Below are 24007 nucleotides of genomic sequence, written 5' to 3' on the forward strand. Positions count from 1 at the left end.
AAATGAAAATTCATTCTCCGATATATAAAGACAATAAATATTATCAAATTGCAAAAGATAGAGCTATTGTAACGAGAAAAAAATTTGGTATCGAGGATGGGCCTATTACAGGGCCTATTTTTCAATTTTTAGAAAAAATGGATTGCTTTGTTGTAACGTTTGATTTGGGTCGTACAGCTGCAACAGGCATGTACTTAAGAAAAAAAGCAGAAAATGATGTTAAACTGGTATTAATTCATAATAAGAGAGTTAAAGGCCAACAAAATTTCACAGCTGCACATGAGCTGTCTCATGTCCTTTTTGATAAAGACGAACTCATAGATATTTGTTATCCTGACAATTTAAAATCAAGGGATGAAAAAGAAATTTTAGCTGATCATTTTGCTGCACATTTTCTAATGCCGGAAGAAAGTATAATCAATGATTGTCAAGGTTTAGATAATATAACTAAGCTAGACATTATCAAGTTATGCATTCAATATAAAGTTTCTTTTCATTCAATGGCATTAAGAATGTACATATTAGGATTAATATCGAAGGAAGAGTATGAGCATTATCAAAAACAAAGCAATAAAGGTAAGCTGAGACTCAGAGCAATTTGCGAGGAACATGGTTTAGATAATTCAACCTTTTGCGTTCCAGAAGAATCTTATATTTCTGAAGAGTTTTTTAATCTATTATATAAGTCATATCATAAAGCAAATATTAGTAGATCAGTTCTGATACAATACTATTTAAAGCCATTAGAAGAAGCTTTAAAGTTAAATATTGAAAAATATATTGATATTGCAGATGAAAACTACCCTGATGAATTGGGGTGGGATGAGATATGATAGAGCATTTTTTGACTGATAAAGTTGTAATAGATAACACAGTTCTCTCTAATTTTTCAAAAACAGACTCTTTTTATTTGATAAAAGAAACCTTAAAAGGAATACCTATTATAATGCTTTCTGTTCAAAGAGAAGCCTATGAAGATCCTATTGTTAAAGAAGATGTAATGAATGCTGTAGATGAAGGTTGGCTAAAAATTGAAAAAATAAAAGGTCGAAACATGCTTAGGGATTATTATATGCTATCAAAATCTTATCCTGGAACTCTAGGGTATAAAGCAAAGTTAGGTGACGGTGAGGCGGCCTCCTTGGTTTATGCTTCTTATGAGAATTGCGCTCTTTTAACAGACGATAATGGTCCTAGAAAGAGAGCGCAAGAATATAATGTTAAAGCAGTTGGAGGCACATTAGCTATTTTATATTTTGCTCATGTTGAAAAAAATATAATCAATGTGGATGAGTGTAATCAACTGTTTACAGATATGCGTAATCTTGGTAGTTATTTCCCTAAAAAGTATCAAACTTATTCTATGGCTTTACCAGATTTACAGGAAAAATTCCCAATAAATGCAAACGTGATAGAGTTTGAATAAAAAGCCGCCTTTGGTGAGCTTTTTTATTTGAACTTCCACTCTTTCTTCTCTTTATCCCATGTCTTGAGAAAGACAGTTCTTTTTTGTTGTTTTGTTATTTTTTTATAAATAACACGAAAATAACGAAAACCCCATCCGACTACGAAAAAGTGCGATGTTATCTTGTTTTGTCATTGTTGTTTTTTATCACGGAAACCCTTGAATGAAAGAGACTGAAATCGCGCGAAAATAGGGTGAATTATGGGTGGAATGATGTAACACCCTCGAAAACCCCTTGAAATATAGGGGTTTTTGTAAAATTTAATTGGGGTGTTAACATTTTGTTAACATGAAGTTTTTAACGGAGGCTTCTCTTAAGTTGAACAAACTTGGGGGAAGCTTTTTTTTCATTTATTGTCTAACTTGGAGATAGACGTTTTTCGTGATTCAATCATCGCTATGTCCAAGTCGGTCTATGATTTGTTCAAGTGAGACACCAGCTTCAGCAAGAAGAGAGGTATGTGTATGCCGAAGTGTTAATTCAACGTTTAAGCCGACTATTCTAAGCAAGCTGGTCATTCGATTTTAAACGTTTTTATAGACAATTGAGTAACCGTGCTATCGCTCGTTTTTGGCAATAATGATGTCTCTATTGTAATAAGTCGTTCGATTACTTGATGTTGTGCTTCTTTGTTTCGGTTTTAGGGCAAAAAAATATTAAAAAAGAAGTCGCTCTTCAACACTAGGAGCGGCTCCTTATTGTTAATATGTGATTGATAAATCTTTGTATAAATCATACATTCTATTTGTTTAATAATCTTTTTAGCATACTTTTGGGTTTTACAGGTTTTGAACTTTCAAGGATAAGAGTAGATAACTTCCCAAGCATTTCAGTTAATTCATTTTCGAATTCTATAGTGTTATCATCAGTATTTGTATGAGCGTGAACCAACTCGTGCACAAGTGTACCTGCGAATGATTGTATATTTTTCAGTTGGCTACGTTTAATGATAATTCGTTTAGTGGACGGCTCCCATAACCCAAGTGCATCATTACCCGTATAATTGTCTGGCCGCATTGAATTGGATATCACAATATCATTTATGAGATTACTCTTTTTTGGGAACCAACTTACAATGGTATCTTTGTAATTGAAAATTTCTTTTTCTTTAGCCGTTAATTGGTTAACTTTTACGATATCAAATTCGAAGTGTTCGTTCCATTCTAATGCATAAGTTTCCAAGTTTCTGAAGTTATTACCATCCAGATCTTTACTAGTTTCAAGTTTATTCGCTAGTGAATCAGGAACAGTAATAATACGTAGCCATTGTAATTCATCGTGATAAATTCCTGTCTGAATCTTTTGTAAATCATCCACCAGCTTTCTAGCAAATGTTGGGCTCTTACATTCTAAGAGAATAGACTTTACCCTGTCTGTGTAAGCACTTCTTCCAACATTTGTTCGCTCCCGATTTAAAGATTGACGAAGTTTCTTAGTGGTGGAAGTGATATTGTAAGAAAAGAGTAAATTGTCTTCCTCAGCTACACAAATTCCGTTAACGTAAATTCTTGAACGATTTTTTTTGTTTTCAATGAGTTCCCCATACTTCGTTTTTTCAATCGTCTTTTCTCCAGAATAAAGTAAGAAGAAATCTTTGGCTTTTTCGATATCATCATCTTTGAGACCAGTAAGTATAAAATCTGTGCCTACCAAATTAGGATTAGTCGGACTATTGACGATGGCGTGCAAAGTTACCAAATCGTCAAATTCTCCCTTAGATAACTTCTTTATTGTAATATCACTATATATTGACTGAATGAGGATTTCTACGTTCCTTCGATCGAATGTCGCTAATGCATCTTTTAAACCTACCCCGAATTTGCCAATGACTTTATCTGGGTTCTCTGTCTTTTCAATATTCTCGTTTTGCGTTAGGTGTTCATACTTTAGACCTCTCCCAAAATCTTTGATATGCCATTTATTATCTTCATCTTTAAAAATAAGGGGCTCTTTCGTATTCGTTAAATTTGATTCATCTAGTGCATTTGCTATAATTTCCCTTAAGGCATGAGGAATGGTCCAGTGCTCTAATACTTTTTCGATGTTCAAATCGAATTTTTTCATTATTAATGTTTCTCCTTTTTAATTGGTATTTTTTATAAGAAAATTATACCTCACACTTTTGAAACTAGACTACCATTTGAAGTATATTCAAGATTGTCTCTTTTTTAATATTCTCAGTATAAAATTCTTTTCTAAAATAGAAAAATCCATGGGTATTGAGATTATAATAAAAAGATTGAGGTGGGTTGATATGACAGACTTCAGAGAGTATCTTGGATCAGGGAGTCGAGGGATCTAACTTTAAGGGAAATAGCTGAAAATTTATACGTCCCCTTTAACTCTCTTTAAATGAAAAGCGGAGATCAGAGAATAGATAGTGAGTTTTTGGTGAAGTTAGATGACTATTATGGAATATTAATTGATACAATGCTTAATCGAATGATGAGGAAAAAAAGGGGCTTATCGAAGAGGAAGTGGTTTGGCATTCGAGAAGCACTAAAGTATATTCTGGATAATTATCAAGGAGAAAAATTTGAATCGTTTAAGATCCATGTACGGAATGTTATTAAGAACATGATAGCTGAAGAGGCAGGGTTAGGTGAGAACTGTTTCCTTATAGTGGGTTCAGTCGGACAAGGGAAATGCGCTGAAATTCCCCGATATTTAATAGCTCAGGCCTTTGAAATTGCGGAAAAACCTCTTAAACGTGATGTTTGTTTTGGTATATGGGAGTACAATATAGCTATCCTACCATCGCATTTATCAAAAGCTTGAGTTTGTTCAAACAGGAGCACACGTATTCCACATGGGGGACGAAGAGCAAATGGGTTTCATTTGACCAAAACATTGAGCTGATCAAAAAGGAGGAAGGGTACATGCATATCCCATCATTTTTTCGAGTGAAAGATATGGAGAAAATCAAATCATTTATTCAATCTCATTCATTTGCTACAGTTGTGACGACAATGAATGAAAAGCCCATTGCGACACATATTCCAGTGAGTTTTCATCAAGTTGGAGATTCGTATGTGATCTCGGGGCATATGGCGATTGGGAATCCTCAGTGGAAAACGTTTGAAGAGAGCGAGAAGACGCTCGTCATTTTTCAAGGGCCGCATGCCTACATATCTTCTTCATGGTATGAAAAAGAAGCAGTACCAACATGGAATTACCAGGCTGTTCATGTTTATGGAAAGGCGGATCTGCTTGAAAAATCGGAACTGGTTAAGGAATTAACCACAATGCTGGAGACATACGAAAGTCACAGAGAACAGCCGGTGCTATGGGATACGTTGTCTGAGGAACTGTTAGAGAAGCAAATGAAAGGCATTGTAGGCTTTAAGATCATCATTGATGAAGTTCAGGCTGCTTTCAAATTAAGCCAAAATCGCCACGAAAGGGATTATATCCGCATTATTGAACAGCTGGAAGCAGAGGGTGAAGTGGAAATGGCTGAGGAGATGAAAGAAAGATTATAGGAAGTATGAGAAAAAGCACTCTTATGATCAAGAGTGTTTTTTTGAGAGATATGAGATATCTTGGCTTATAATGTCACATTTTCTTTAAAATTACATAAAAAAATCCACTATTTCCATAAAAAATCAGATCAATTCCTTATAATAATGGTATCTGAGAATGGGGAGTGAGTCGAGATGGACGAAAACTTGCTGCAAATGAATCAAGTAAGGTCAGAGGACGAATTAGCGGTTGTGAATATTTCTTCTACAGAGATTGGTGCGCTATCAAAAGAAACAGCGGAGCGGATTTTAAAAACGAAGGATACGGATTATATTCATCAGCTGATGTATGTTCCGATTGAAAAGAAAGAAGATTTGAATTGGCTGATTCAAAGTGTTGGAGCGGCGTTAGACGATGACGATGAGGATGAAGATGACGCTGCACTTGAATTCGCTGATTTGCTCTATTTCTTTGTCATTCCGTTATATGAGGAGTATATAGTGAGAGATCATCATTTGTATGAGTATTTAGAGGATTTGCTGGTACGTTTAGCATCAAGGGCTCACTCAGATATTCACGCACTGGTCGATGTTATGAGAGACGATTTAACCGAGATGAACATTAAAAAAAGCTTGTAGATTGCTTCTCTACAAGCTTTTTTAGTTATAAGAAAATCCATCAAACAGTTATTGGGCTCTTTCCCAAGTGATTTTTGTTTCATTTGTTGTTTTCTTTCCTTTTGCGAGCACCTTGCCGTTTTCTTGTTTCACGGTGATGTTTAGGTCATAAAAGGAATAGAGGGCGCCGAGGCTGTCATTTTCCGGTTTATGCAGATTGTTTTCTTTTTCAGTTGATGCTCCAATGGCCAGCGTTTTTGCAAAGTTTAAACCGATGACTTCAGCGTAATCACTATTGGTATCGGATGAAGCTGTTACGTTTAAAGAAATGACTTTTTTCTTTTGATCCACGGTGATGTCAGTGTCTTTGATGAGCTTAGACTGCTCCATCACTTCTTTCGTTTCCTTTTGAATGCGTTCATTAATCGTTGGAAGTGCCTTAGATTCTGGTTTTTGTTCTTTTGTCGTATTCGAGCAAGCTGCTAGAATGGAGAGACTTGCAACTAGACTCATGAAAACAAGTAGACTTTTTTTCACGTTCGTTCTCCTTTTTTCGTCAAATGTTGTATGTTTATGTTACCACGAATCTTTGTTTTGATTAAAAGAGAAGTGTTGATAAGCTGTGAACAATAAAAAGCACCCTCTATCGGATGCTCCAGCGTGTAGACAAACCCTCGCATTCTTTGTCTGTCCTGCGCGCTGGTGCTCACGAATGTCAAATTCGCTCCGCTCCGATGCTCGTCCTTCCTAGACTGCAAAGGTTTTCTATCACGCTGAAAAGAAGACAAAGAGCTAAAATAAAGATCATTTTAGCCCTTTGTCAACAGTCTGAAGCACCCTCTATCGGGTGCTCTATTTCTTATTGTGCTGAAAGGCTTGTACTTAATGGGATAGAAGAAATGACGGTGAATTTAGGAGCTGCGGCACCAGATTCTAAATTTTTACGTAAAAGTGACGATTTGATTGACCCGTCCCAATTTTTATAGATACTTCCTGATGTATTTGCACGAAGCTGTACATTCGAAAAGCTTGCTTGTGAATAGCTGTTTGCTCCATTATCCTGTACGCCATGTACCATTTTGACAACATCAAGGTTTTTCAGACGGCTAGGATTGTAAACAGGCTGCTTATAGCGCAGTTTCCCATTGACATATAGTGACACCGTGTCATCACCATTGTTGATGAGCTTTAAGTTGACACGTGCACCATCTTTAATACTTGAATCGTATTCGCTGTTCCAGTATTTACTGCCGCCTTGTGAGCCGCTGCCCAGAAAAACTTTATAGCCAGAAGACGTTTTTGAAATACCGCTCTCTACAACGGCAGAGCCGAGACCGAGATACCAGTCCGCATAGCCGTTTTTAATGGTGGCTGTTTTCGGCAGGACAATATCAGCAGAGATACCTGACCATTTGGCTTCATCTGTTTGCGTCACAATGGCGCCGTGACGAGGACTAGCCGCTGAGGCAGGAAGACTTGAAAACATCAAAACGAAGGCCAAACTTACAATCAAAACGGTGAAACACTTTTTCATGAAAATTCCCCCTTAAATTTGATTCACTTTTATTATATAAAATGAAGGAGGGGGGACAGCTTACAATGTTCTGACTGTTTATGGTAGTATTTATGAACTTAATCGGTCATAAAGTGGTCAACTTGTATTTGAATTGTAATGTGTCTGTAAAATAACTGAGCTCATCTTCATGTATAATGAGTGCAGAAACCAAAAACGGAGGATTTCTTAATGAATAAAAAGCTTATCACGACAATCGTAACAGTAGCTAGTTTATTTTTAGCATTCAGTTTCTCGCATGGAGCAAGTGCAAAAAAAGTAAGCGGTAATATTACTTGGTATAATGGTGTCGGCAAAAAAGGCGCAGATGGAAAAAAACTCGGTCATTGGGATGCAGCAACTAAAATGGGCTTTGACGTACCGAAAAAAGGTACAAAACTAAGAGTGACAACAAAAGCGAAACCACATAAAGTGATTACAGTATATAAATATGATGTAGGCAGATTGCCAAATGCTGTATTAGACGTAAGTCCAAAAGCATTCAAAGCACTTGGGTATAAAACAAGTAAAGGTGTCGTAAAAGGGCATTACACTTATTAATACATAGGCATGCAAAGAAGCGGGAAAAGTTCATTTTCTGGCTTCTTTTCTTGTAGAGAGGGTCTGAAAGGCAATGAAAAAATCAACATGGTGGATCATCACAGTCATTGGCGTCGCAGTGATTGCGGCAGTTATTTTCTTCATGATGAAGCCTGGGCAAGAGGCGAAACATACAGGAAAAGTCAAAACAAATCAAGAGGCAAAAGACGAATTGCTCGTTTCATTTACAGATCAAAAATTAAATAATACTTATTACTTGCATGATCGGGCGCTTCATACGGAGAAACTGACAGCATATCCTTCGATTGCTTATGATTCTACGAAACAAGTTTTATATTACACGTATACGGATGAAGACACGCAAAAGGTGAGTATTCGGGAATTAAATGTGAAATCTGACGAAGAAAAAACACTGTTTACGAGTGATGATTCTATCGACAGTATGAGGCTGTCTGGTGACGGAAAGAAGTTATTTCTAAGGTATAACAAGGATTCTGGAGAGCAATTTTATGTCGCATCTTTTGATTTGAAGACACACAAAATGAAAGAGCTGTATCCGGAAAAAAGCAAGGATGATACGGTGAGTTCTTTTGCATATGATCCGACTTCAAATGATTTGGCGATCCAGCATTATTCTTTAAAAGAAGATTATCAAAAAACCGATGAAGCGAATGAAAAGGGCAGAGATCCTGAACCAACAACCATGAAGATCACCCTTCAAACAGATGAGAAGGGAAAACGTATTGCACGTATCTCACAAACGATCAATGATATTTCATTTTCTCCAGATCATAAGAAATTGATTTATACAGAAGTAAAGGTTCGTAAAGAAAAAGAAATATCCTCTATTAAGATGCTTGATGTAGAAACAGGAAAAACGACGACACTTGTTAAAAACAGCCAGGATGTTCATATTTTAAGTGCTGCACAGCCGCAATTTTCTAAGGACGGGTCGTCTGTTTATTTCTTAGGTGTTGCAAAAAACGCAGAAGAATTAAAGGATGATACTGGACGAAAGGCGAAGGTAAGAACGATTTTTGAATACAATATAAAGAAGAAAACGGTGGAAGCTGCTTGGGAGAAGGATGGCGGAATCGTTAACAATTTCACTGTCAATCGATAAAGGAAACGTTCAGTTATTTATATAACTGGACGTTTTTTTATTTTGTCACTTGAAATGCTGGAGAAATGGTGGATTTATAGATGGAAAATCAATTTTTAAGCAGTGATACGAGGGCTATTTTCATATTTTGCTTATGTGACAGAAGAAAAGAAAAAGAGTAGTATGAGTGAACATAAAAAAACGAGAGGACTGATGACATCTCGTTTTCTCTGTTTTATTTGTTTTCATCTAATAAGTTTTGAAAGATAAACAGGGCATTAATGGAGTGAGGGAAGCCAGCAACCTTTGTACAGTGTTTAATAATCTCCATAATCTCTATAACAGAAAGTCCGATATGTAATGCTTGTTCAAAATGAGTCTTTAAGTCTTCATCACAATTGCCTTTTGTGATGAGGGAAGATAATGTGCTGATGGCCTTTTGTTTTTCATCTAATATGAAGTGATTGAATTCTTTTTGTTCACTGAGTTCAATGGTTAGTTGTTCAATGTTTGACCGAATGCTCTCATTCTCATGAATTGAAAGCTTCTCTCTGTTACCTGCCGCTGTTTCTTGTTTGACCTGGCAAGTCTCTTTTTCTTCATTCAAATTGAACTCCTCCGTTTTTTATCGCAATTTTCCATTTGTTCGTTCATTATGGCTTATGTGCCTTTTGATAGATGTAATGGGTATATAGTAGTATTATCGGTTGCTGCGTCAACATTTTAAGTATGGAATGCTCTACAAAGAAATGATTCATGCGATTTATTTTTCCATTTTGAAATGGATCATAAAAAGGGCTAATGAATGGATGTCCGTTAGCCCCTTTGTAATCAGCAGTTTCATAAAAGTTCTACGTATTTTGCGGAAGAGCGGTTTCATTTTTACTAAATGATATCCATCGGCCTCATCATGTCATAATCTTCATGCTCTAAAATATGACAATGCCACACATATCGGCCGCTGTATGGAACAAATCGAGCAACGATCCGAATGACTTCACCTGCATGCGCCTGAATGGTGTCCTTGTAGCCTTGTTCATGTAAAGGAGGCGCTTCGTTTGGCCCTGTATACACGATTTCTCCTGTCGATTGATAGACGTCTGTATCAAATGGCCTTCTGTCTAAAACCCTAAATTGAACAAGGTGCAAATGAATAGGGTGTGTACCCCTGGTTGGATTGACGATAGACCATACCTCTAGACTGCCAAGACGAGGATTTTCTGTGACAGGATCATTCCAAAAATGGTTATCGAGCAATAGGATAGGGCGGCCGTATTTATCCTGCGTGCCGGTAAGTGTGAGTGTACGCTCTTTATCAGCTCGACTTGGCCGAAGCGGTGGCAGCGGTTTGAAAATCGGACGTAATGTTTTAGGTACTCTCCCTTTTAGTGGACGTGTGACTTTGAATTGCATAATGTTCGCATCTGTTTCAGGATTCACATCCTGTCCGCAGCCGGCTGTATTTTTGAGAGTGATCGTTTTGTTTTCATAAGCTGAAAAGTCGATGATGACATCGAAACGTTCAGCAGGTGCGATGCTAAAGGATTGATGGCGAACAGGTCTTGGCAAAAAGCCCCCATCGGAACCAATTTGCAAGATTGTAGCGTCATTATCTAGATGCAGCTCGTAAGTTCTAGTATTGGACGCATTTAAAATACGAAAACGGTATTTTCGCGGCTCTACTTCTAAATACGGCCATACTTTTCCGTTGACTAAGATCGTTTCTCCACAAAAAAAGGGCACGATGGATGGGTCTGGTATGTCACTGTCCTCTGGCGTGTCGTTTGGTCTGCTAGGATAAAACAGTGAGCCATCCTCTTGAAACGTCCGGTCCATAATCATTAAAGGAATGTCATAGTCATCTTTCGGCAGCTCTAAGGACTTTTCAAATGCATCTGAGATCAAATAAAACCCAGCTAAACCGGCGTACACATTTAGTCGTGTCAGTGCCATCGCATGATCGTGATACCATAATGTGCAGGCTTGCTGATGATTTGGGTATACGTAAGTCTCTCTTTCAAAAAAAGGGCCGGTTGCTTCAAAATCCCGTGAAAACCAAGCCTCTGGGTAGCCGTCACTGCTTGCTGGTGTGACGCCGCCATGCAGATGAACGACTGTTTTGACCTCTGGTTCATCGTGATGACCGGAGTGGATGGTGTGATCGACAGGCAGAAAATGTTTCAATGGCAATTTGTTCATCCATTTCACTTTGACCTTTTCATTTCGATTGGCTTTAATGGTTGGTCCAGGCAAGCTGCCATTATAGGTCCATAGCTTGGTTGGGGGCAGGTCTCTATGAACTTTTAAGAATACCTCCTCCATAGCAATTTCATAATACGTTTGTCTTGGGTTCTTTTTGACGGGCTCCGCGACTTCTGGAATTGGAAGCTCGTCAACAAATTTTTCTAGGTTCATGTTGACTAATCCTCACTTAAATTCAATTTGATACAGTATAAGTGCGGACATCCAAATAGGTGAATAAAATAAAAAAACCCGCTTTTCAGCGGGAGAATTACGGGTGTTTGTTTTCAAGCGCCGCATTTGCAGGCACTTTTTTATTCGGTTTAAAGATGAAATAAGCAGCCAGTACGCCAAAGGTAATGATACTCGTCAAAATGAGCTGTGGCCGCATGGATTCGATAAACAGCATCGATGCCAAGATGGCGCAAATGACCAAAATGGTAAAGTACGTGAGGTATGGGAACAGCCACATTTTGATTTTGAGCTGTTCTGGATTTTCTTTTTCGATTTTGCGTCGCATTCTTAATTGTGAAACGGCAATGACCAAGTAAACAAGAAGAGCAATGGCGCCAGATGCATTGACTAAAAACAAAAAGATGGTTTCAGGATAAAAGTAGTTCATCATGACGGCAATGTAGGAAAAGAAGGTACCTGCGACTGTAGCCGCTACAGGAACACCACGTTGGCTGATTTTCATAAAGCGTTTCGGCGCTTCGCCTCTTTCTGCTAATGAATAAAGCATTCTGGACGTTGTGTACAAACCGGAGTTTAAACAAGATAGAACAGCTGTTAAGACAATGACGTTCATGACTTGAGCGGCTGATGGAACACCAATGTATTCTAATACCGCAACGAACGGGCTTGTTAAAATACTTGCGGAATTCCAAGGAAGCAAGGTGACAACGACAGCAATTGATCCAACATAGAATACGATAATACGCCATACAACAGAGCGGGTGGCTGTCGTCACAGATTTGACTGGGTCTGCTGATTCACCGGCCGCTATGGCCACAATCTCCGTTCCCATGAAGGAAAAGATGACGACGACGATTCCGAGTAACACAGAGCTGAATCCATTTGGAAGAAAACCGCCGTTCCCTGTTAGATTGGCAAGACCTGAAGTATGATGACCGCCAAAACCAAAGATAAATGCAAAACCAATGAGTAGAAAGAGAATGATGCTGACGACTTTAATTAATGAAAACCAATATTCAAATTCGCCAAAAGATTTAACAGAAAAGATATTTGTTAATGTTAAGAGGATTGTGAGGATAAGACTTGTGAGCCAAACAGGTGCATCTCCATACCAATATTGAATAATGGCAGCACCGGCAATGGCTTCAATGGCGATGACGATCACCCAGAAGAACCAGTAAAGCCAGCCGATTGTAAACCCGGCCCATGGACCGATGGCATCGCTCGCATATTGTGAGAAAGAACCGCTTGTCGGATACGCACATGCCATTTCTCCAAGCATTCTCATAATAAAGATCACCAGAAGTCCGGCAAAAGAATAGGAAAGAATGGATCCAGGCCCTGCAGAATGAATGACAGCGCCGCTACCAACAAATAGCCCTGCCCCAATGACCCCAGCAATGGAGATCATCGAAATATGTCTTGTTTTAAGGTTTTTTTGAAGACCGTTTGTCATGTTGGACATTTCTTTACCTCCAAACATTTCTCATGAATAGAGAATTTGTTTTTAGAATATTTTAAATTTTATCATACTGAATTGTCATTCAGCATTGGACAGGTTATCAAACTGACATTTCAAACCTCTTAACATGATGTTAAAAAGTAGAAAGGATTTGAGAGATTATGTTCCCTCTTTTCCCTCTGTTTATTTTTAAAATAGCATAAAAAAGGAAGGAGGGAAGTTGTGTCTCAAAATAAAATTATTCTGATAATTGACCAGAGAAGAGTGATTTGACGATATGTCCATTTCGAAGAGAATTGGAAAAAGGTTGATGGGAGTAGGTCTTGAGGTCATTTGACCTTGTAAAAATAAGTTTACTTAGGTCAACACATTTCTATTTATCCTATTTTGCTGACATAAGCGAATCATGTTGCTGTAGACCCACACGGGCTTTGCTTTGTAAGATAAATAATAGAAAAGTGATGTGTGAGGAGGCGCGGTTCAACATGGAGCGCTATAACGAATTAAGACAAGGTGAAACAGGTGCTTGGGTCAGCATCATTGCCTATGTGATCTTATCTGCGGTCAAACTCATTATTGGGTATGTGTTTCATTCAGAGGCTCTTTCAGCAGATGGATTGAATAACACGACGGATATTATTGCATCCCTTGCTGTGTTGATTGGGCTGCGTATTTCTCAAAAGCCGCCTGATGAAGATCATCCGTATGGTCATTTTAGAGCGGAAAATATTGCGTCTCTTGTGGCTTCCTTTATCATGATACTTGTTGGACTTCAGGTTTTGCTGAGTGCAGGCCAGTCGTTCTTCTCATCTGAGCATCAAACGCCGGATATGATCGCGGCTTGGACAGCAGCAGGAAGTGCTGTTGTGATGTACGGTGTGTATATTTATAACCGCAATCTGTCCAAACGAATTAATAGCCAGGCTCTCCATGCGGCAGCTGCTGATAATAAATCAGATGCGTATGTAAGTATTGGTACATTTGTAGGAATCATGGCTTCTCAATTTCAGCTGGCATGGATTGATACGCTTGCAGCGTTTGTCATTGGCTTAATTATTTGTAAAACTGCGTGGGAGATATTCAGAGATGCCTCTCATTCGTTAACAGACGGTTTTCATATCAAAGATATGTCTAAATATAAAGAGACCATTGAAGCAACACCAGGAGTGGGCGATTTAAAGGATATAAAAGCGCGTTATCTTGGAAGTACAGTCCATGTGGATGTAGTGGTTGAGGTCGAGCCTAACTTGAACATTGCAGAAAGCCATGATATTGCAGATGAAATTGAACGAAGAATGAAACAGGAGCATGATATTTTACACTCTCATGTTCATATGGAGCCAGCAAGTAAGTCAAAAGAAGAGAAGAAGTCTTTCCCATCGTGAGAAGGCTTCTTTTTTATACGTGCTGATGTTATATGCAAATGCGCGTTGTATGGTAAAGTTAGACTATATGAAATTTGACAGAAACGTGATAGGAGGATCAGGATGGCATTTGATGAACCGATGCATTCAGATTTACAAAAAATCGTAGATAACATCAATAAAGTCATGGTTGGGAAAAAAGACATTGCGATATTAAGCCTTGTTGCGATTTTGGCGAAGGGGCATGTGCTGCTCGAGGATGTGCCTGGTGTAGGGAAGACGATGATGGTTCGTGCTTTGGCAAAATCCATTGGCTGTGAGTTTAAGAGAATCCAATTCACTCCTGACCTTTTGCCTTCAGATGTAACAGGCGTGTCGATTTACAATAAAAAGACGAATGAATTTGAATTTAGGCAAGGACCGATCATGGGGCAGATTATTTTAGCTGATGAGATCAACCGGACCTCTCCTAAAACTCAATCAGCATTGCTTGAAGCGATGGAGGAAGGCAGTGTCACCGTGGACGGAGAAACGATGCGGCTTGCGGATCCATTTTTCGTCATGGCGACGCAAAATCCAGTGGAATATGAAGGGACGTATCCGCTGCCAGAAGCGCAAATGGACCGGTTTTTATTCAAACTGCAGATGGGATATCCGACCATGCTCGAGGAGCTGGAGGTGCTCAACTTGCAGGAGAAGCAATCCCCGATTGATACGCTCCAAGCTGTCATGACAAAGGAACATATCCATGCGTTGCAGCAGGCTGTTCAGACCATTCATGTGGATGCATCCATTAAAGAATATATTGTTGAAATTGCTCAAGCGACGCGTAAACACCCGTCTGTTTATCTAGGTGTGAGTCCAAGGGGATCGATCGCTTTGATGAAAGCGGCACAGGCGTATGCGCTTTTGAATCAGCGCGATTATGTGATTCCTGATGATGTACAGTATTTGGCGCCTTATACATTACCGCATCGTATGATTTTGACATCAGAAGCGACATATGAAGGGAAGAAGGCGGAGACACTGCTGCGGCAAATGCTTGAGCAAGTTGGCGTGCCAGTTCAAAAGTCGATGACTCAATGAAGTCACGTCATCGTATAGCAATTTCATTATGGTTAAGAGTGATGATGCTCATCATTCTCACTGCGGTAGCCTTTTGTTATGCCATGTTTCAGGGAGGGTTTGTGAGTTGGTTCCTTTTTTATGCATTTTTACCATATGCTTTGTATGCTTTGCTGTTTGCACTTGTTCCGCTTCGCGCGACAGCCAAGAGGACAATACAGCAAACACGCTTAAAGGCGGGGGATGTGCTGTCCGTTGACCTTGAAATCAAGCGGACACATCCATTTCCATACGTTTACGTCATGATAGAGGATGCTCCGCCAAATACCTTTCACTTACAGGAACAGATTGAAATGAAGCAAATGCTTTTTCCTTGGTTTCGGAAAACTTGGCGATTTTCCTATCAATTGAATGATGTCATGCGAGGAGAGCATCATTTGACAGCGGTTAGAATCAAAACGGGTGATATGTTTGGGTTTGTTGAAAAAGAAATCATCATTCCGTTAGAGAAAAAGCTGCTTGTCTACCCAAAAGTGCTGGATATCCCTGTAGAGCCTGCTGAGTCAGTGAGTGAAAATGGAGGCAAAGCGGTTCACTCGTGGTTCAATGAACCGGCCAATGTGACAACAGGCGTACGGGAATATCAGCAAGGAGACCGTTTTGCTTGGGTGGACTGGAAGACGACGGCCAGAAGAGGCCAGCTGATGACGAAGGAATTTGAACAGAATCAAGCAAAGGACCTTGTTGTGTTTGCTGATTTTACTGATCAAGCTGTTTTTGAAACAGTCGTCTCTATTGCGGCATCTGTTCTTCAAACGGCTGTGAAAAAAGGAGTGCCGTCAGGTCTTGTCCCTCTAGGAGATCAGCATGCCTTTCGAGTCGATCAAGGAGAACTTCATTTACAGGACATGCTTTATTATTTAACAAGGGTGCAGCATCAGCCTTCCCGCGCACTAGAATATAAACCGTTAGCAGCGAGTGAGTACCAGCACTCAGGAAAATATGTCGTCACGGGTCAGCTGCAGGAGGAGCTTGCGGCAAGTCTCTTTGGAAATCGAAACAGAAAGAACATCACCGTGCTTTTAGTGAAGAAAGCCGTTGACCATTTCACGACAAAAGAAAAACAGCTTGTAGACCGGCTCAAGGCCTCTGGAATACGCATCACCCTTTTATTTGAAGACCGGCTGCACGAAAGAACTGTGAGGTGACAAACATTTATGCTGCATTCGCATCTGCGGCAAAGCCGTTTTGAATTGTTCATCTATTATGCTGTAGCTTTTCTGCTGCTATGGGAGTGGCTGCGTCCACTTCAAGATTTTACAGAGACGAGCCATACGTCTTATTTCATCATTTTTATCGGGCTTACGTGTTTGTTTACGTTCTTTCGTCTGAAGTGGTATGTGACGTTTCCTATTTGTGCTGGACTGATTTTGCTCGCCTTATATTTGATCTTTTATCAATCAGCGCCAGGCTATCCGGCTGCTTTGTTTGCTGATATCAAGGATAATATCACGTTAATGAGCATGGGCATGTGGAGTGATATGTACCCGTCTTTCCGCACATTGTTGTTTTATATTTTGCTGTGGCTGCTTGTCTACTTGCTACATTATTGGGTGGTCTATCAGCAGCGTATCTTTTTCTTTTTACTGATGACGATTGTGTATGTCACGATTCTTGATACGTTTACTCCATATGACGCGACTTTTGCAATCGTTCGTATTATGGTATTTGGCTTTTGTTTGCTTGGATTGCTGTATTTTGATCGACTGCGTTCAGCTGAGGGCGTTCGGGTGTCACAGAAAGCACGTCTAAAGTGGTTTTTGCCTATGCTGGCGCTTGTCCTTCTATCAGCGTCACTGGGTGCTTCTTTGCCAAAGTCTGATCCGAAATGGCCCGATCCTGTTCCGTTTTTTAAGGCGGTCACGAATCAAGATGGGACAGCCGGGCAGAATAAAGTGGGATATAGTGCAGATGATTCGGCGCTAGGCGGACCGTTTAGTGAGGACCGCACACCTGTTTTTAAATGGAGCGGAAAGGAGCCATCATACTTTCGTGTAGAAACAAAAAGTATTTACACAGGAAAGGGCTGGGAGGATGCTTCAAATGATACGAAGCCTACTCGGCTAAAGGACGACACTGTGCCGAATCGGTGGTTTACTGAGCGAGTGAAAACAGAGGAGCATGAAACAAGAATTGATATAGAATCGGATTATCGATTTAATCATGCTGTTTATCCTATTGGAACGATCATGCTGACGCCAATGGAAAACATTCCGCTGCAAATCATGGGCAAAACGGAGAAAATTGTCCCGTCTATGCAAAACCCACCTAAAAATTTGGGGAACTATCAAGTCAGCTTTTTATCTCCTACATTTATCCTGGAGGATTTGCAGAGAATCAAAGTACCGACAAAGAAGCAGGTGAATCAGCAGGTTGGCCGTGAATACTTGCAGCTTCCATCGTCACTTCCAGAGCGTGTGAAAACGTTGGCAAACAGCTTAACGGAAACGAAAGATAATATGTATGATAAAGCGAAAGCCATCGAGGATTATTTAGGATCTGCGAAGTTTTCATATGAGACGCAGAATGTCGCTGTGCCTGGTCGTAATGAAGATTATGTGGATCAATTTTTATTTGATACGATGATCGGCTATTGTGATAATTTTTCAACCTCTATGATTGTAATGCTTCGTTCGATCGGAATTCCGGCGAGATGGGTGAAAGGGTATACGTCTGGCCAGTTATATGAAACACAGATGGATGGAAACAATGTGTATGAAGTGACCAATAACAATGCGCATTCATGGGTAGAGGTTTATTTTCCAAACAGAGGCTGGGTCACCTTTGAACCGACAAAAGGGTTTACAAACCCAGAGACATTTACGAATGAAGCTGTTTCAAGCGATCAAACGGATGATCAAAAAGAAGAAGAAGATCAGTCTAGTTCTGATGCAAGTGAAGATCAGCAGCAAGACCAGCCGAAGCAGCAGGAGACAGAGCAGCCTGCACAACCAAAGGAACAAACAGCGCAGGCAAAGCCAAATATGGTGCATGTTGGTTGGGTTATAGGTTATGCGGCAGGAGCTATTGTCCTGCTTGGTTTCATCAGCTGGATGCTTTATCGATTCAGAACAAGATGGCTGCCATTCTTTATTGTAAGAAAGGTGAAACGTCTGCCAGAGGATGAAGCATTCTTCTATGCGTATGCAGCTCTATTAAAGCAGCTAGGGCGCAGAGGAATCGAGAAAAAGCCAGGTATGACGCTAAGAGAATTCGCTTCGTTGATTGATGAGAAGAATGGAGATCATCATATGTCAGAGCTGACACAGCTTTATGAACGTGCGCTCTACCGGCGAGAGGATGCGTCGGCGCTTTGGCAGCAATCGGCAAAGTTATGGGAAAATTTAATAAACAGGAGATAGTCTTGACCGCGTACCTTCCTGTTGTTAGAATAGGTGAATATTAAAACCTTCTAAAATACATGAAATTGAAGCGTTCGGATGTGAGTCTGGGCGCTTCAAAAGCGTGATTCACACTGAGAGCAGGTTTTCTCCTCTCATTTTTTCTGTGCGTTTATAAAAAACTATATTGGACATAGAGGTGACACCATGACAAATTTAGTAAATGAAATGATTTTGGTTCTCGATTTCGGCAGTCAGTACAATCAGCTGATCACACGCCGTATTCGTGAATTTGGTGTGTACAGTGAGCTTCATCCGCACACTTTAACTGCTGAAGAAATTAAAGAAATGGCACCTAAAGGAATCATCCTTTCTGGTGGACCAAACAGTGTTTATGATGAAGGATCTTTCCGCTGTGATGAAAAGATCTTTGATCTAGACATTCCGGTTCTAGGCATTTGCTACGGTATGCAGCTCATGACTCACTATTTAGGCGGGAAAGTAGAAGCGGCCAGCCAGCGTGAATATGGAAAAGCAGATATCCATATTAACGGAACACCTGCTTTATTCAAAGACCTTCCGACTGATCAAGTCGTTTGGATGAGCCATGGTGACCTCGTTGTTGAAGTACCAGAAGGCTTTACAGTCGATGCAACAAGTGCACATTGTCCAAACTCAGCCATGAGCTTAGCTGAGAAGAATTTCTATGGCGTTCAATTCCATCCAGAGGTTCGTCACTCTGAGTACGGAAATGACCTATTGAAAAACTTTGTCTTCGGCGTGTGTGATTGTGATGGCAAATGGTCAATGGAGAACTTTATTGAAATCGAAATGCAGAAAATCCGTGAAACAGTAGGCGACAAGCAAGTATTGTGCGCACTAAGCGGCGGTGTGGATTCATCTGTTGTGGCGGTATTGATCCACAAAGCCATCGGCGATCAGCTGACATGTATTTTCGTAGACCACGGTCTTCTTCGCAAAGGCGAAGCAGAAGGGGTTATGAAAACATTTAGCGAAGGTTTCAACATGAACGTGATTAAAGTAGATGCGAAAGATCGTTTCTTAAACAAGCTAAAAGGTGTGTCTGATCCTGAGCAAAAACGTAAAATCATCGGTAACGAATTCATTTATGTATTCGATGATGAAGCGGACAAGCTAAAAGGAATCGACTACTTAGCACAAGGAACACTTTACACAGACATCATTGAGAGCGGAACAGCAACGGCACAAACAATCAAATCTCACCACAACGTAGGCGGTCTTCCAGAAGACATGCAGTTCGAATTGATTGAGCCACTCAATACGCTATTCAAGGATGAAGTCCGTGCCCTAGGTTCAGAGCTTGGCATTCCTGATGACATTGTCTGGAGACAGCCATTCCCAGGTCCAGGACTAGGTATCCGTGTACTAGGTGAAATTTCTGAAGAAAAACTAGAAATCGTCCGTGAATCGGATGCGATTCTACGTGAAGAAATAGCCAACTTCGGCCTTGAGCGCGACATCTGGCAATACTTCACGGTTCTCCCAGACATCCGCAGCGTAGGTGTTATGGGTGACGCAAGAACATACGACTACACAATCGGCATCCGTGCTGTTACATCTATTGATGGGATGACGAGTGACTGGGCAAGAATCCCTTGGGACGTGCTAGAAAAGATCTCAACTCGTATCGTCAATGAAGTGAAGCATATTAACCGCGTGGTGTATGATATTACGAGTAAGCCGCCTGCTACGATAGAATGGGAATAAATGTAAAAGAGCTAAAAACCTTTGTGTATCAAGGGTTTCTAGCTCTTTTTTATTTTTAACTGCACTTTTCCCTTCCGTTTTAATGTCTTAATGAATCATTCCATCCCTTACACACATCAATCCATTGTGAATAACCGGAGTGTTTTTCTAATTGTTTTATTGTGAGTTCAATAGCACTGTTACTGCTTCCGCAGGCTGGATAGACTGTCTCAAAACGTTTGAGTGAAATATCTAAATAAACAGAAACGCCATTCTTTATAGCAAAAGGACATACTCCGCCAATTTCATGACCGACCAAGTCAACGACCTCATGAGGAGAAAGCATTTTAGCTTTTGTTTTAAAATATTCCTTGAATTTTTTGTTATCAACTTTTGCATCGCCAGAGGTCACAATTAAAATAGCTTGTCCATTTACTAGAAAGGAGAGTGTTTTTGCGATTCTTTCAGGTTCACAGCCCAATGCAGAAGCAGCCAAGTCTACAGTTGCACTAGATACTGAAAATTCTTGAATTCGAGTATCCATATCATATTGTTTAAAATAATCTTTTACTTTGTTGATTGACATGATGATTTCTCCTTTTTATTAGTATTGATTTGACATGATCTATTATTTAAACGATATTGATGTGGTGTTAGGTGATATTTTCTCTTAAATAAACGAATGAAATGTTCTACATTTTGATAACCAACGGCTGCCGCAATATGATCTACTTGTGAATGGCTGCCAGTGAGCATTTCGCAGGCTTTATCCAATCTTATTTCTTGTCGAATCTCACTAAATGATTTGCCAAGCTTACGAGCTATATATTTTGACAGGTAAGACTGTGAAAGGTTAAATTCCTCTGCCATCTCCTGGATGGTTATATGCTCACAACATTGCTGAATATATTGGAGCATTTCAATAATACGTATATCACGATATTGTTTGACCTGATTGACGTTCATATGACTTGGTTTGAATCTTAATAAGAGACATAATAATATCTCAAACAAATTATTCATAATCAACTGGTAACTAGGGAACCGATTATAATTTTCTGTAAATAGTTGAAGAGAGCAGTCAAGCAAATGTTTATCCAAGTGACTATGGAAAATAAGAATATTTTTATTTCCTTTTATATACAATGCATTCAAAAAGAATTCTGAAATGACATTGTTTCCTTTTAACATTTTAAAAAACACTTTTTGAAAAGTACTCTTACGGATCATGATTTGCATGGCGATTGTATTCTCCATTACAATTGGCTTGTGTATGGTGTCAGGTGGAATAAAGGCAATATCTCCTGATTTTAAAGTCATTTTTTTGTCTTCCACTTCTACATACATCTCATTTTCCAGAACATAGATCATTTCAAAGAAATCATGGATAGCCGACAATTGAGGCATAAAACGGCTATACTTTCTCACTTCGATATCTTTCTCCTGACCTAACCACATGGTATCTTCCTTTTCAAATTCGTTCTGCCCTTTTTGCAAAAATTCTTCTATATATATTTGCTTATGCATTAAATTGTGTTTATCATAATCCTTCAAAAATAATTGCAATGATTGATTGTCATGCTTTTTCTGTAGGTATTGTTGATAAAAAATTTCTTGCTCGTTATATTCTCTTAAATATTGCATCACTTCATGTTTTTCAAGTTTATCTTTTTCCATCTACATCCAAACCTCTAGTTTATTTACTGCAACCACCAGGGCCTTCACTGTTGCTTCTATAATATCTTTATCAATTCCAGCACCCCAATGCATGTTTCCTTGATATGAAATTCCAATCTGTGCACAGGCTTTTGCTTGGGAATTTTTGCCCAAAGAATTCTGTTCATAGACTTCCAACACATATTCGAGATGAAAATATGCTTTTAATGCATTACTGATGGCATCTAAACTTCCAGTGCCAGTTCCTTGTATTTCAATTTGTTGATCATCTCTCAGCAAAGTTAAGGTAACTTCCTGCTTTTCTCCTTTATGAAATTGATAATCAAGCAGCTGGAAATGAGGGTGATAATCAACATACTGTTCTTTAAAAACATGATATATTTCTTCGACAGACAATTCCTTACTTGCCTGATCAGATACTTTCTTCGCTTCATATCCCATGGCTTCATTCATTTGATAAGGAAGTTGAATGCCATAATTTGTTTCTAGTATATAGCCTATGCCGCCTTTTCCAGACTGGCTGTTGATTCGAATCACATCCGCTTGATAATTCCTCCCCAAGTCAACGGGATCTACTGGGATATACGGAACGTCCCATTTATCAACTTTATTTTCTTTTCTATATTTCATACCTTTAGATATCGCATCTTGATGTGACCCAGAGAATGCGGTGAAAACCATTTCCCCAGAATAGGGCTGCCTCTCAGGAACAGTGATTTTTGTTAGTTTTTCATATTTTTTACGAATCGCTTCTAGGTTATTGAAATTCAATTTTGGATCATAACCTTGTGAATACATATTCATCGCCAAGGTAATTAAGTCAACGTTCCCTGTACGTTCACCGATACCAAATAATGTACCTTCGACTCTTTCTGCGCCAGCCAGAACACCAAATTCTGCATCACTCACCCCAGAGCCGCGGTCATTATGAGGATGAACAGATAATGTCACACTGTCTCGGTAAGACAGATTTTTGTGTATATACTCAATCTGACTTGCAAAGATATGAGGCATTGAATATTCAACTGTTGTCGGAATATTGATGATGGCTTTATGAGCTCGTGTCGGTTTCCAAATATCTAAAACACTATTACAAATATCTAACGCATAATCCACTTCTGTTCCTGGAAAGCTTTCTGGACTATATTGAAAATAAATATCACTATTTGTTTTTTCGGCAAGTTCTTTTACTAAAATAGCTCCATCAATGGCAATTTGTTTAATTTCATCTTTTGTTTTCTTAAATACTTGTCTGCGCTGCGCTTCTGAAGTCGAATTATATAAATGAACAATCGCTTTCGGTACTCCCTTAATGGCTTCGAAGGTTCGGCGGATAATATGCTCTCTCGCTTGTGTGATCACCATAATCGTGACATCGTCTGGAATCATATGATGATCAATCAGTGTCCGTAATAGCTTAAACTCCGTATCAGAAGCAGCTGGAAATGCGATCTCAATTTCTTTAAAACCTATCTCTACTAATAACTGAAACATTTCCAATTTTTCTTCTAAGTTCATAGGAATAGGTAATGCTTGATTACCATCCCGCAAGTCCACACTGCACCATATCGGAGCACTTTCTAATGTTTCTTTCTTCACCCAATCATACGTAAGGTTCGGTGGCAAAAAGTATTTCTTTTCGTATTTTTTGTGGTTAAACATGATCGATTCCTCCTAGAAAATAGAATATAAAAAAAGCCTTTCATCCCCAAGATTTAACTTGGAGACGAAAGACTTCTTCTTACGCGGTACCACCCCTGTTTCATGATAACCATACATTATCATGCCCTTATTCGGATACAGATTGTTTGATCTTATATCCTTCCCATATAACGGTGGGGGCCCGTCCTTAACTACATTGATACTTTTCATTTCACTAAGGCTACTCTAAGGTGAGTTCCCTGCCTTTTTGTTATTGCTTCTCATCAGCCAGCAACTTTCTGAAAACATTTCGGCAAGTACTATTCCTTATCATCGCATTCTCATTTTTCTGATTTTTTCTATTATACCAAGTCTATAAAAAGAAGATAGTGATTGGGATATCTTTTTTAATTGATTTTTTTTGTTCTATGGGTGCTTATCTTTAATCCTCTTCACCAAATAAAATTCCAAGG

Annotated in this window: 20 protein-coding genes, 1 pseudogene and 1 other annotated feature; of the genes and pseudogenes, 12 read left to right on the forward strand and 9 right to left on the reverse strand. The window is 39.3% G+C overall.

Annotation, left to right across the window (positions count from 1 at the left end):
- Positions 1-2 precede the first annotated feature (2 nt).
- Together M1D81_RS03095 and M1D81_RS03100 are read left to right on the forward strand one after the other, a co-directional pair.
- Positions 3-833, forward strand: a complete 831-nt coding sequence (locus M1D81_RS03095) for an ImmA/IrrE family metallo-endopeptidase (RefSeq protein WP_456265672.1) — start codon at positions 3-5, stop codon at positions 831-833.
- Positions 830-1426 (forward strand): hypothetical protein, encoded by a 597-nt coding sequence (locus M1D81_RS03100; protein WP_144474256.1) that lies wholly within the window; start codon positions 830-832, stop codon positions 1424-1426. The genes M1D81_RS03095 and M1D81_RS03100 overlap by 4 nt, the downstream gene beginning before the upstream one ends.
- A gap of 781 nt (positions 1427-2207) precedes the next feature.
- Here the strand turns inward: M1D81_RS03100 and M1D81_RS03105 are convergent.
- Positions 2208-3530 carry an ATP-binding protein gene (locus tag M1D81_RS03105; protein ID WP_456265671.1) on the reverse strand — a complete coding sequence of 441 codons (1323 nt, stop codon included), beginning with the start codon at positions 3528-3530 and terminating at the stop codon, positions 2208-2210.
- A gap of 327 nt (positions 3531-3857) precedes the next feature.
- On the opposite strand from M1D81_RS03105, the gene M1D81_RS03110 reads away from it, so the two are divergent.
- From M1D81_RS03110 to M1D81_RS03120, 3 genes are all read left to right on the forward strand, one after another.
- Positions 3858-4244 (forward strand): hypothetical protein, encoded by a 387-nt coding sequence (locus M1D81_RS03110; protein WP_456265670.1) that lies wholly within the window; start codon positions 3858-3860, stop codon positions 4242-4244.
- 101 nt (positions 4245-4345) lie between these two features.
- Positions 4346-4948 carry an FMN-binding negative transcriptional regulator gene (locus M1D81_RS03115; RefSeq protein ID WP_456265669.1) on the forward strand — a complete coding sequence of 201 codons (603 nt, stop codon included), beginning with the start codon at positions 4346-4348 and terminating at the stop codon, positions 4946-4948.
- 174 nt (positions 4949-5122) lie between these two features.
- Positions 5123-5566, forward strand: a complete 444-nt coding sequence (locus M1D81_RS03120; protein ID WP_456265668.1) for a hypothetical protein — start codon at positions 5123-5125, stop codon at positions 5564-5566.
- 48 nt (positions 5567-5614) lie between these two features.
- On the opposite strand, the gene M1D81_RS03125 is transcribed toward M1D81_RS03120, so the two are convergent.
- Together M1D81_RS03125 and M1D81_RS03130 are read right to left on the reverse strand one after the other, a co-directional pair.
- Positions 5615-6082 carry a hypothetical protein gene (locus tag M1D81_RS03125; RefSeq protein ID WP_024424476.1) on the reverse strand — a complete coding sequence of 156 codons (468 nt, stop codon included), beginning with the start codon at positions 6080-6082 and terminating at the stop codon, positions 5615-5617.
- 322 nt (positions 6083-6404) lie between these two features.
- Entirely contained in the window at positions 6405-7079 is a 675-nt protein-coding gene (locus tag M1D81_RS03130) for a hypothetical protein (RefSeq protein ID WP_456265667.1), read from the reverse strand.
- A 210-nt stretch (positions 7080-7289) separates the two neighbouring features.
- On the opposite strand from M1D81_RS03130, the gene M1D81_RS03135 reads away from it, so the two are divergent.
- Entirely contained in the window at positions 7290-7658 is a 369-nt protein-coding gene (locus M1D81_RS03135; RefSeq protein ID WP_456265666.1) for an RlpA-like double-psi beta-barrel domain-containing protein, read from the forward strand.
- Between the two features lie 73 nt (positions 7659-7731).
- A complete protein-coding gene (locus tag M1D81_RS03140; protein ID WP_456265665.1) occupies positions 7732-8781 on the forward strand; it encodes a hypothetical protein in 1050 nt (349 codons plus the stop codon).
- 214 nt (positions 8782-8995) lie between these two features.
- Here the strand turns inward: M1D81_RS03140 and M1D81_RS03145 are convergent, their stop codons facing one another.
- The 3 genes and pseudogenes from M1D81_RS03145 to gabP form a co-directional block, all read right to left on the reverse strand.
- Positions 8996-9367 carry a carboxymuconolactone decarboxylase family protein gene (locus M1D81_RS03145; RefSeq protein WP_095407866.1) on the reverse strand — a complete coding sequence of 124 codons (372 nt, stop codon included), beginning with the start codon at positions 9365-9367 and terminating at the stop codon, positions 8996-8998.
- Between the two features lie 278 nt (positions 9368-9645).
- Positions 9646-11175, reverse strand: a complete 1530-nt coding sequence (locus M1D81_RS03150) for a multicopper oxidase family protein (protein ID WP_456265664.1) — start codon at positions 11173-11175, stop codon at positions 9646-9648.
- A gap of 89 nt (positions 11176-11264) precedes the next feature.
- Positions 11265-12661 (reverse strand): annotated as a pseudogene (gene gabP, locus M1D81_RS03155) (GABA permease); the annotation flags it as partial.
- 482 nt (positions 12662-13143) lie between these two features.
- Between gabP and M1D81_RS03160 the strand changes: the two are divergent.
- The 5 genes from M1D81_RS03160 (at position 13144) to guaA (ending at position 20237) form a co-directional block, all read left to right on the forward strand.
- Positions 13144-14043 carry a cation diffusion facilitator family transporter gene (locus M1D81_RS03160; protein WP_456265663.1) on the forward strand — a complete coding sequence of 300 codons (900 nt, stop codon included), beginning with the start codon at positions 13144-13146 and terminating at the stop codon, positions 14041-14043.
- 102 nt (positions 14044-14145) lie between these two features.
- Positions 14146-15108 (forward strand): AAA family ATPase, encoded by a 963-nt coding sequence (locus M1D81_RS03165; RefSeq protein WP_456265662.1) that lies wholly within the window; start codon positions 14146-14148, stop codon positions 15106-15108.
- A gap of 101 nt (positions 15109-15209) precedes the next feature.
- On the forward strand, positions 15210-16295 hold the full coding sequence (locus M1D81_RS03170) for a DUF58 domain-containing protein (RefSeq protein WP_456265661.1): 1086 nt from the start codon (positions 15210-15212) through the stop codon (positions 16293-16295).
- 9 nt (positions 16296-16304) lie between these two features.
- A complete protein-coding gene (locus M1D81_RS03175) occupies positions 16305-18509 on the forward strand; it encodes a DUF4129 domain-containing transglutaminase family protein (protein WP_456265660.1) in 2205 nt (734 codons plus the stop codon).
- 186 nt (positions 18510-18695) lie between these two features.
- Positions 18696-20237, forward strand: coding sequence for a glutamine-hydrolyzing GMP synthase (gene guaA / locus M1D81_RS03180; protein ID WP_024424487.1), 1542 nt, complete (start codon positions 18696-18698; stop codon positions 20235-20237).
- A gap of 79 nt (positions 20238-20316) precedes the next feature.
- Here the strand turns inward: guaA and M1D81_RS03185 are convergent, their stop codons facing one another.
- From M1D81_RS03185 to M1D81_RS03195, 3 genes are read right to left on the reverse strand one after another with little or no spacing between them, the layout of a single operon-like run.
- Entirely contained in the window at positions 20317-20802 is a 486-nt protein-coding gene (locus M1D81_RS03185) for a YbaK/EbsC family protein (RefSeq protein WP_456265659.1), read from the reverse strand.
- Positions 20784-21893, reverse strand: coding sequence for a helix-turn-helix domain-containing protein (locus M1D81_RS03190; protein ID WP_456265658.1), 1110 nt, complete (start codon positions 21891-21893; stop codon positions 20784-20786). Before M1D81_RS03190 ends, M1D81_RS03185 begins: the two co-directional genes overlap by 19 nt.
- On the reverse strand, positions 21894-23555 hold the full coding sequence (locus tag M1D81_RS03195; RefSeq protein ID WP_456265657.1) for a 2-isopropylmalate synthase: 1662 nt from the start codon (positions 23553-23555) through the stop codon (positions 21894-21896).
- A gap of 57 nt (positions 23556-23612) precedes the next feature.
- Positions 23613-23877: a binding site (T-box leader), on the reverse strand.
- Positions 23878-24007 lie beyond the last annotated feature (130 nt).

Source organism: Bacillus sp. JZ105 (genome assembly GCF_053903125.1).

What these genes read in the sequence shown, in the direction of transcription:
- M1D81_RS03095 (WP_456265672.1), top strand. Translation starts at nt 3, where the DNA reads ATGAAAATTCATTCTCCGATATATAAAGACAATAAATATTATCAAATT.
- M1D81_RS03100 (WP_144474256.1), top strand. Translation starts at nt 830, where the DNA reads ATGATAGAGCATTTTTTGACTGATAAAGTTGTAATAGATAACACAGTT.
- M1D81_RS03105 (WP_456265671.1), bottom strand. Translation starts at nt 3,530, where the DNA reads ATGAAAAAATTCGATTTGAACATCGAAAAAGTATTAGAGCACTGGACC.
- M1D81_RS03115 (WP_456265669.1), top strand. Translation starts at nt 4,346, where the DNA reads ATGCATATCCCATCATTTTTTCGAGTGAAAGATATGGAGAAAATCAAA.
- M1D81_RS03120 (WP_456265668.1), top strand. Translation starts at nt 5,123, where the DNA reads ATGGACGAAAACTTGCTGCAAATGAATCAAGTAAGGTCAGAGGACGAA.
- M1D81_RS03130 (WP_456265667.1), bottom strand. Translation starts at nt 7,079, where the DNA reads ATGAAAAAGTGTTTCACCGTTTTGATTGTAAGTTTGGCCTTCGTTTTG.
- M1D81_RS03135 (WP_456265666.1), top strand. Translation starts at nt 7,290, where the DNA reads ATGAATAAAAAGCTTATCACGACAATCGTAACAGTAGCTAGTTTATTT.
- M1D81_RS03140 (WP_456265665.1), top strand. Translation starts at nt 7,732, where the DNA reads ATGAAAAAATCAACATGGTGGATCATCACAGTCATTGGCGTCGCAGTG.
- M1D81_RS03150 (WP_456265664.1), bottom strand. Translation starts at nt 11,175, where the DNA reads ATGAACCTAGAAAAATTTGTTGACGAGCTTCCAATTCCAGAAGTCGCG.
- M1D81_RS03160 (WP_456265663.1), top strand. Translation starts at nt 13,144, where the DNA reads ATGGAGCGCTATAACGAATTAAGACAAGGTGAAACAGGTGCTTGGGTC.
- M1D81_RS03165 (WP_456265662.1), top strand. Translation starts at nt 14,146, where the DNA reads ATGGCATTTGATGAACCGATGCATTCAGATTTACAAAAAATCGTAGAT.
- M1D81_RS03175 (WP_456265660.1), top strand. Translation starts at nt 16,305, where the DNA reads ATGCTGCATTCGCATCTGCGGCAAAGCCGTTTTGAATTGTTCATCTAT.
- guaA (WP_024424487.1), top strand. Translation starts at nt 18,696, where the DNA reads ATGACAAATTTAGTAAATGAAATGATTTTGGTTCTCGATTTCGGCAGT.
- M1D81_RS03185 (WP_456265659.1), bottom strand. Translation starts at nt 20,802, where the DNA reads ATGTCAATCAACAAAGTAAAAGATTATTTTAAACAATATGATATGGAT.
- M1D81_RS03190 (WP_456265658.1), bottom strand. Translation starts at nt 21,893, where the DNA reads ATGGAAAAAGATAAACTTGAAAAACATGAAGTGATGCAATATTTAAGA.
- M1D81_RS03195 (WP_456265657.1), bottom strand. Translation starts at nt 23,555, where the DNA reads ATGTTTAACCACAAAAAATACGAAAAGAAATACTTTTTGCCACCGAAC.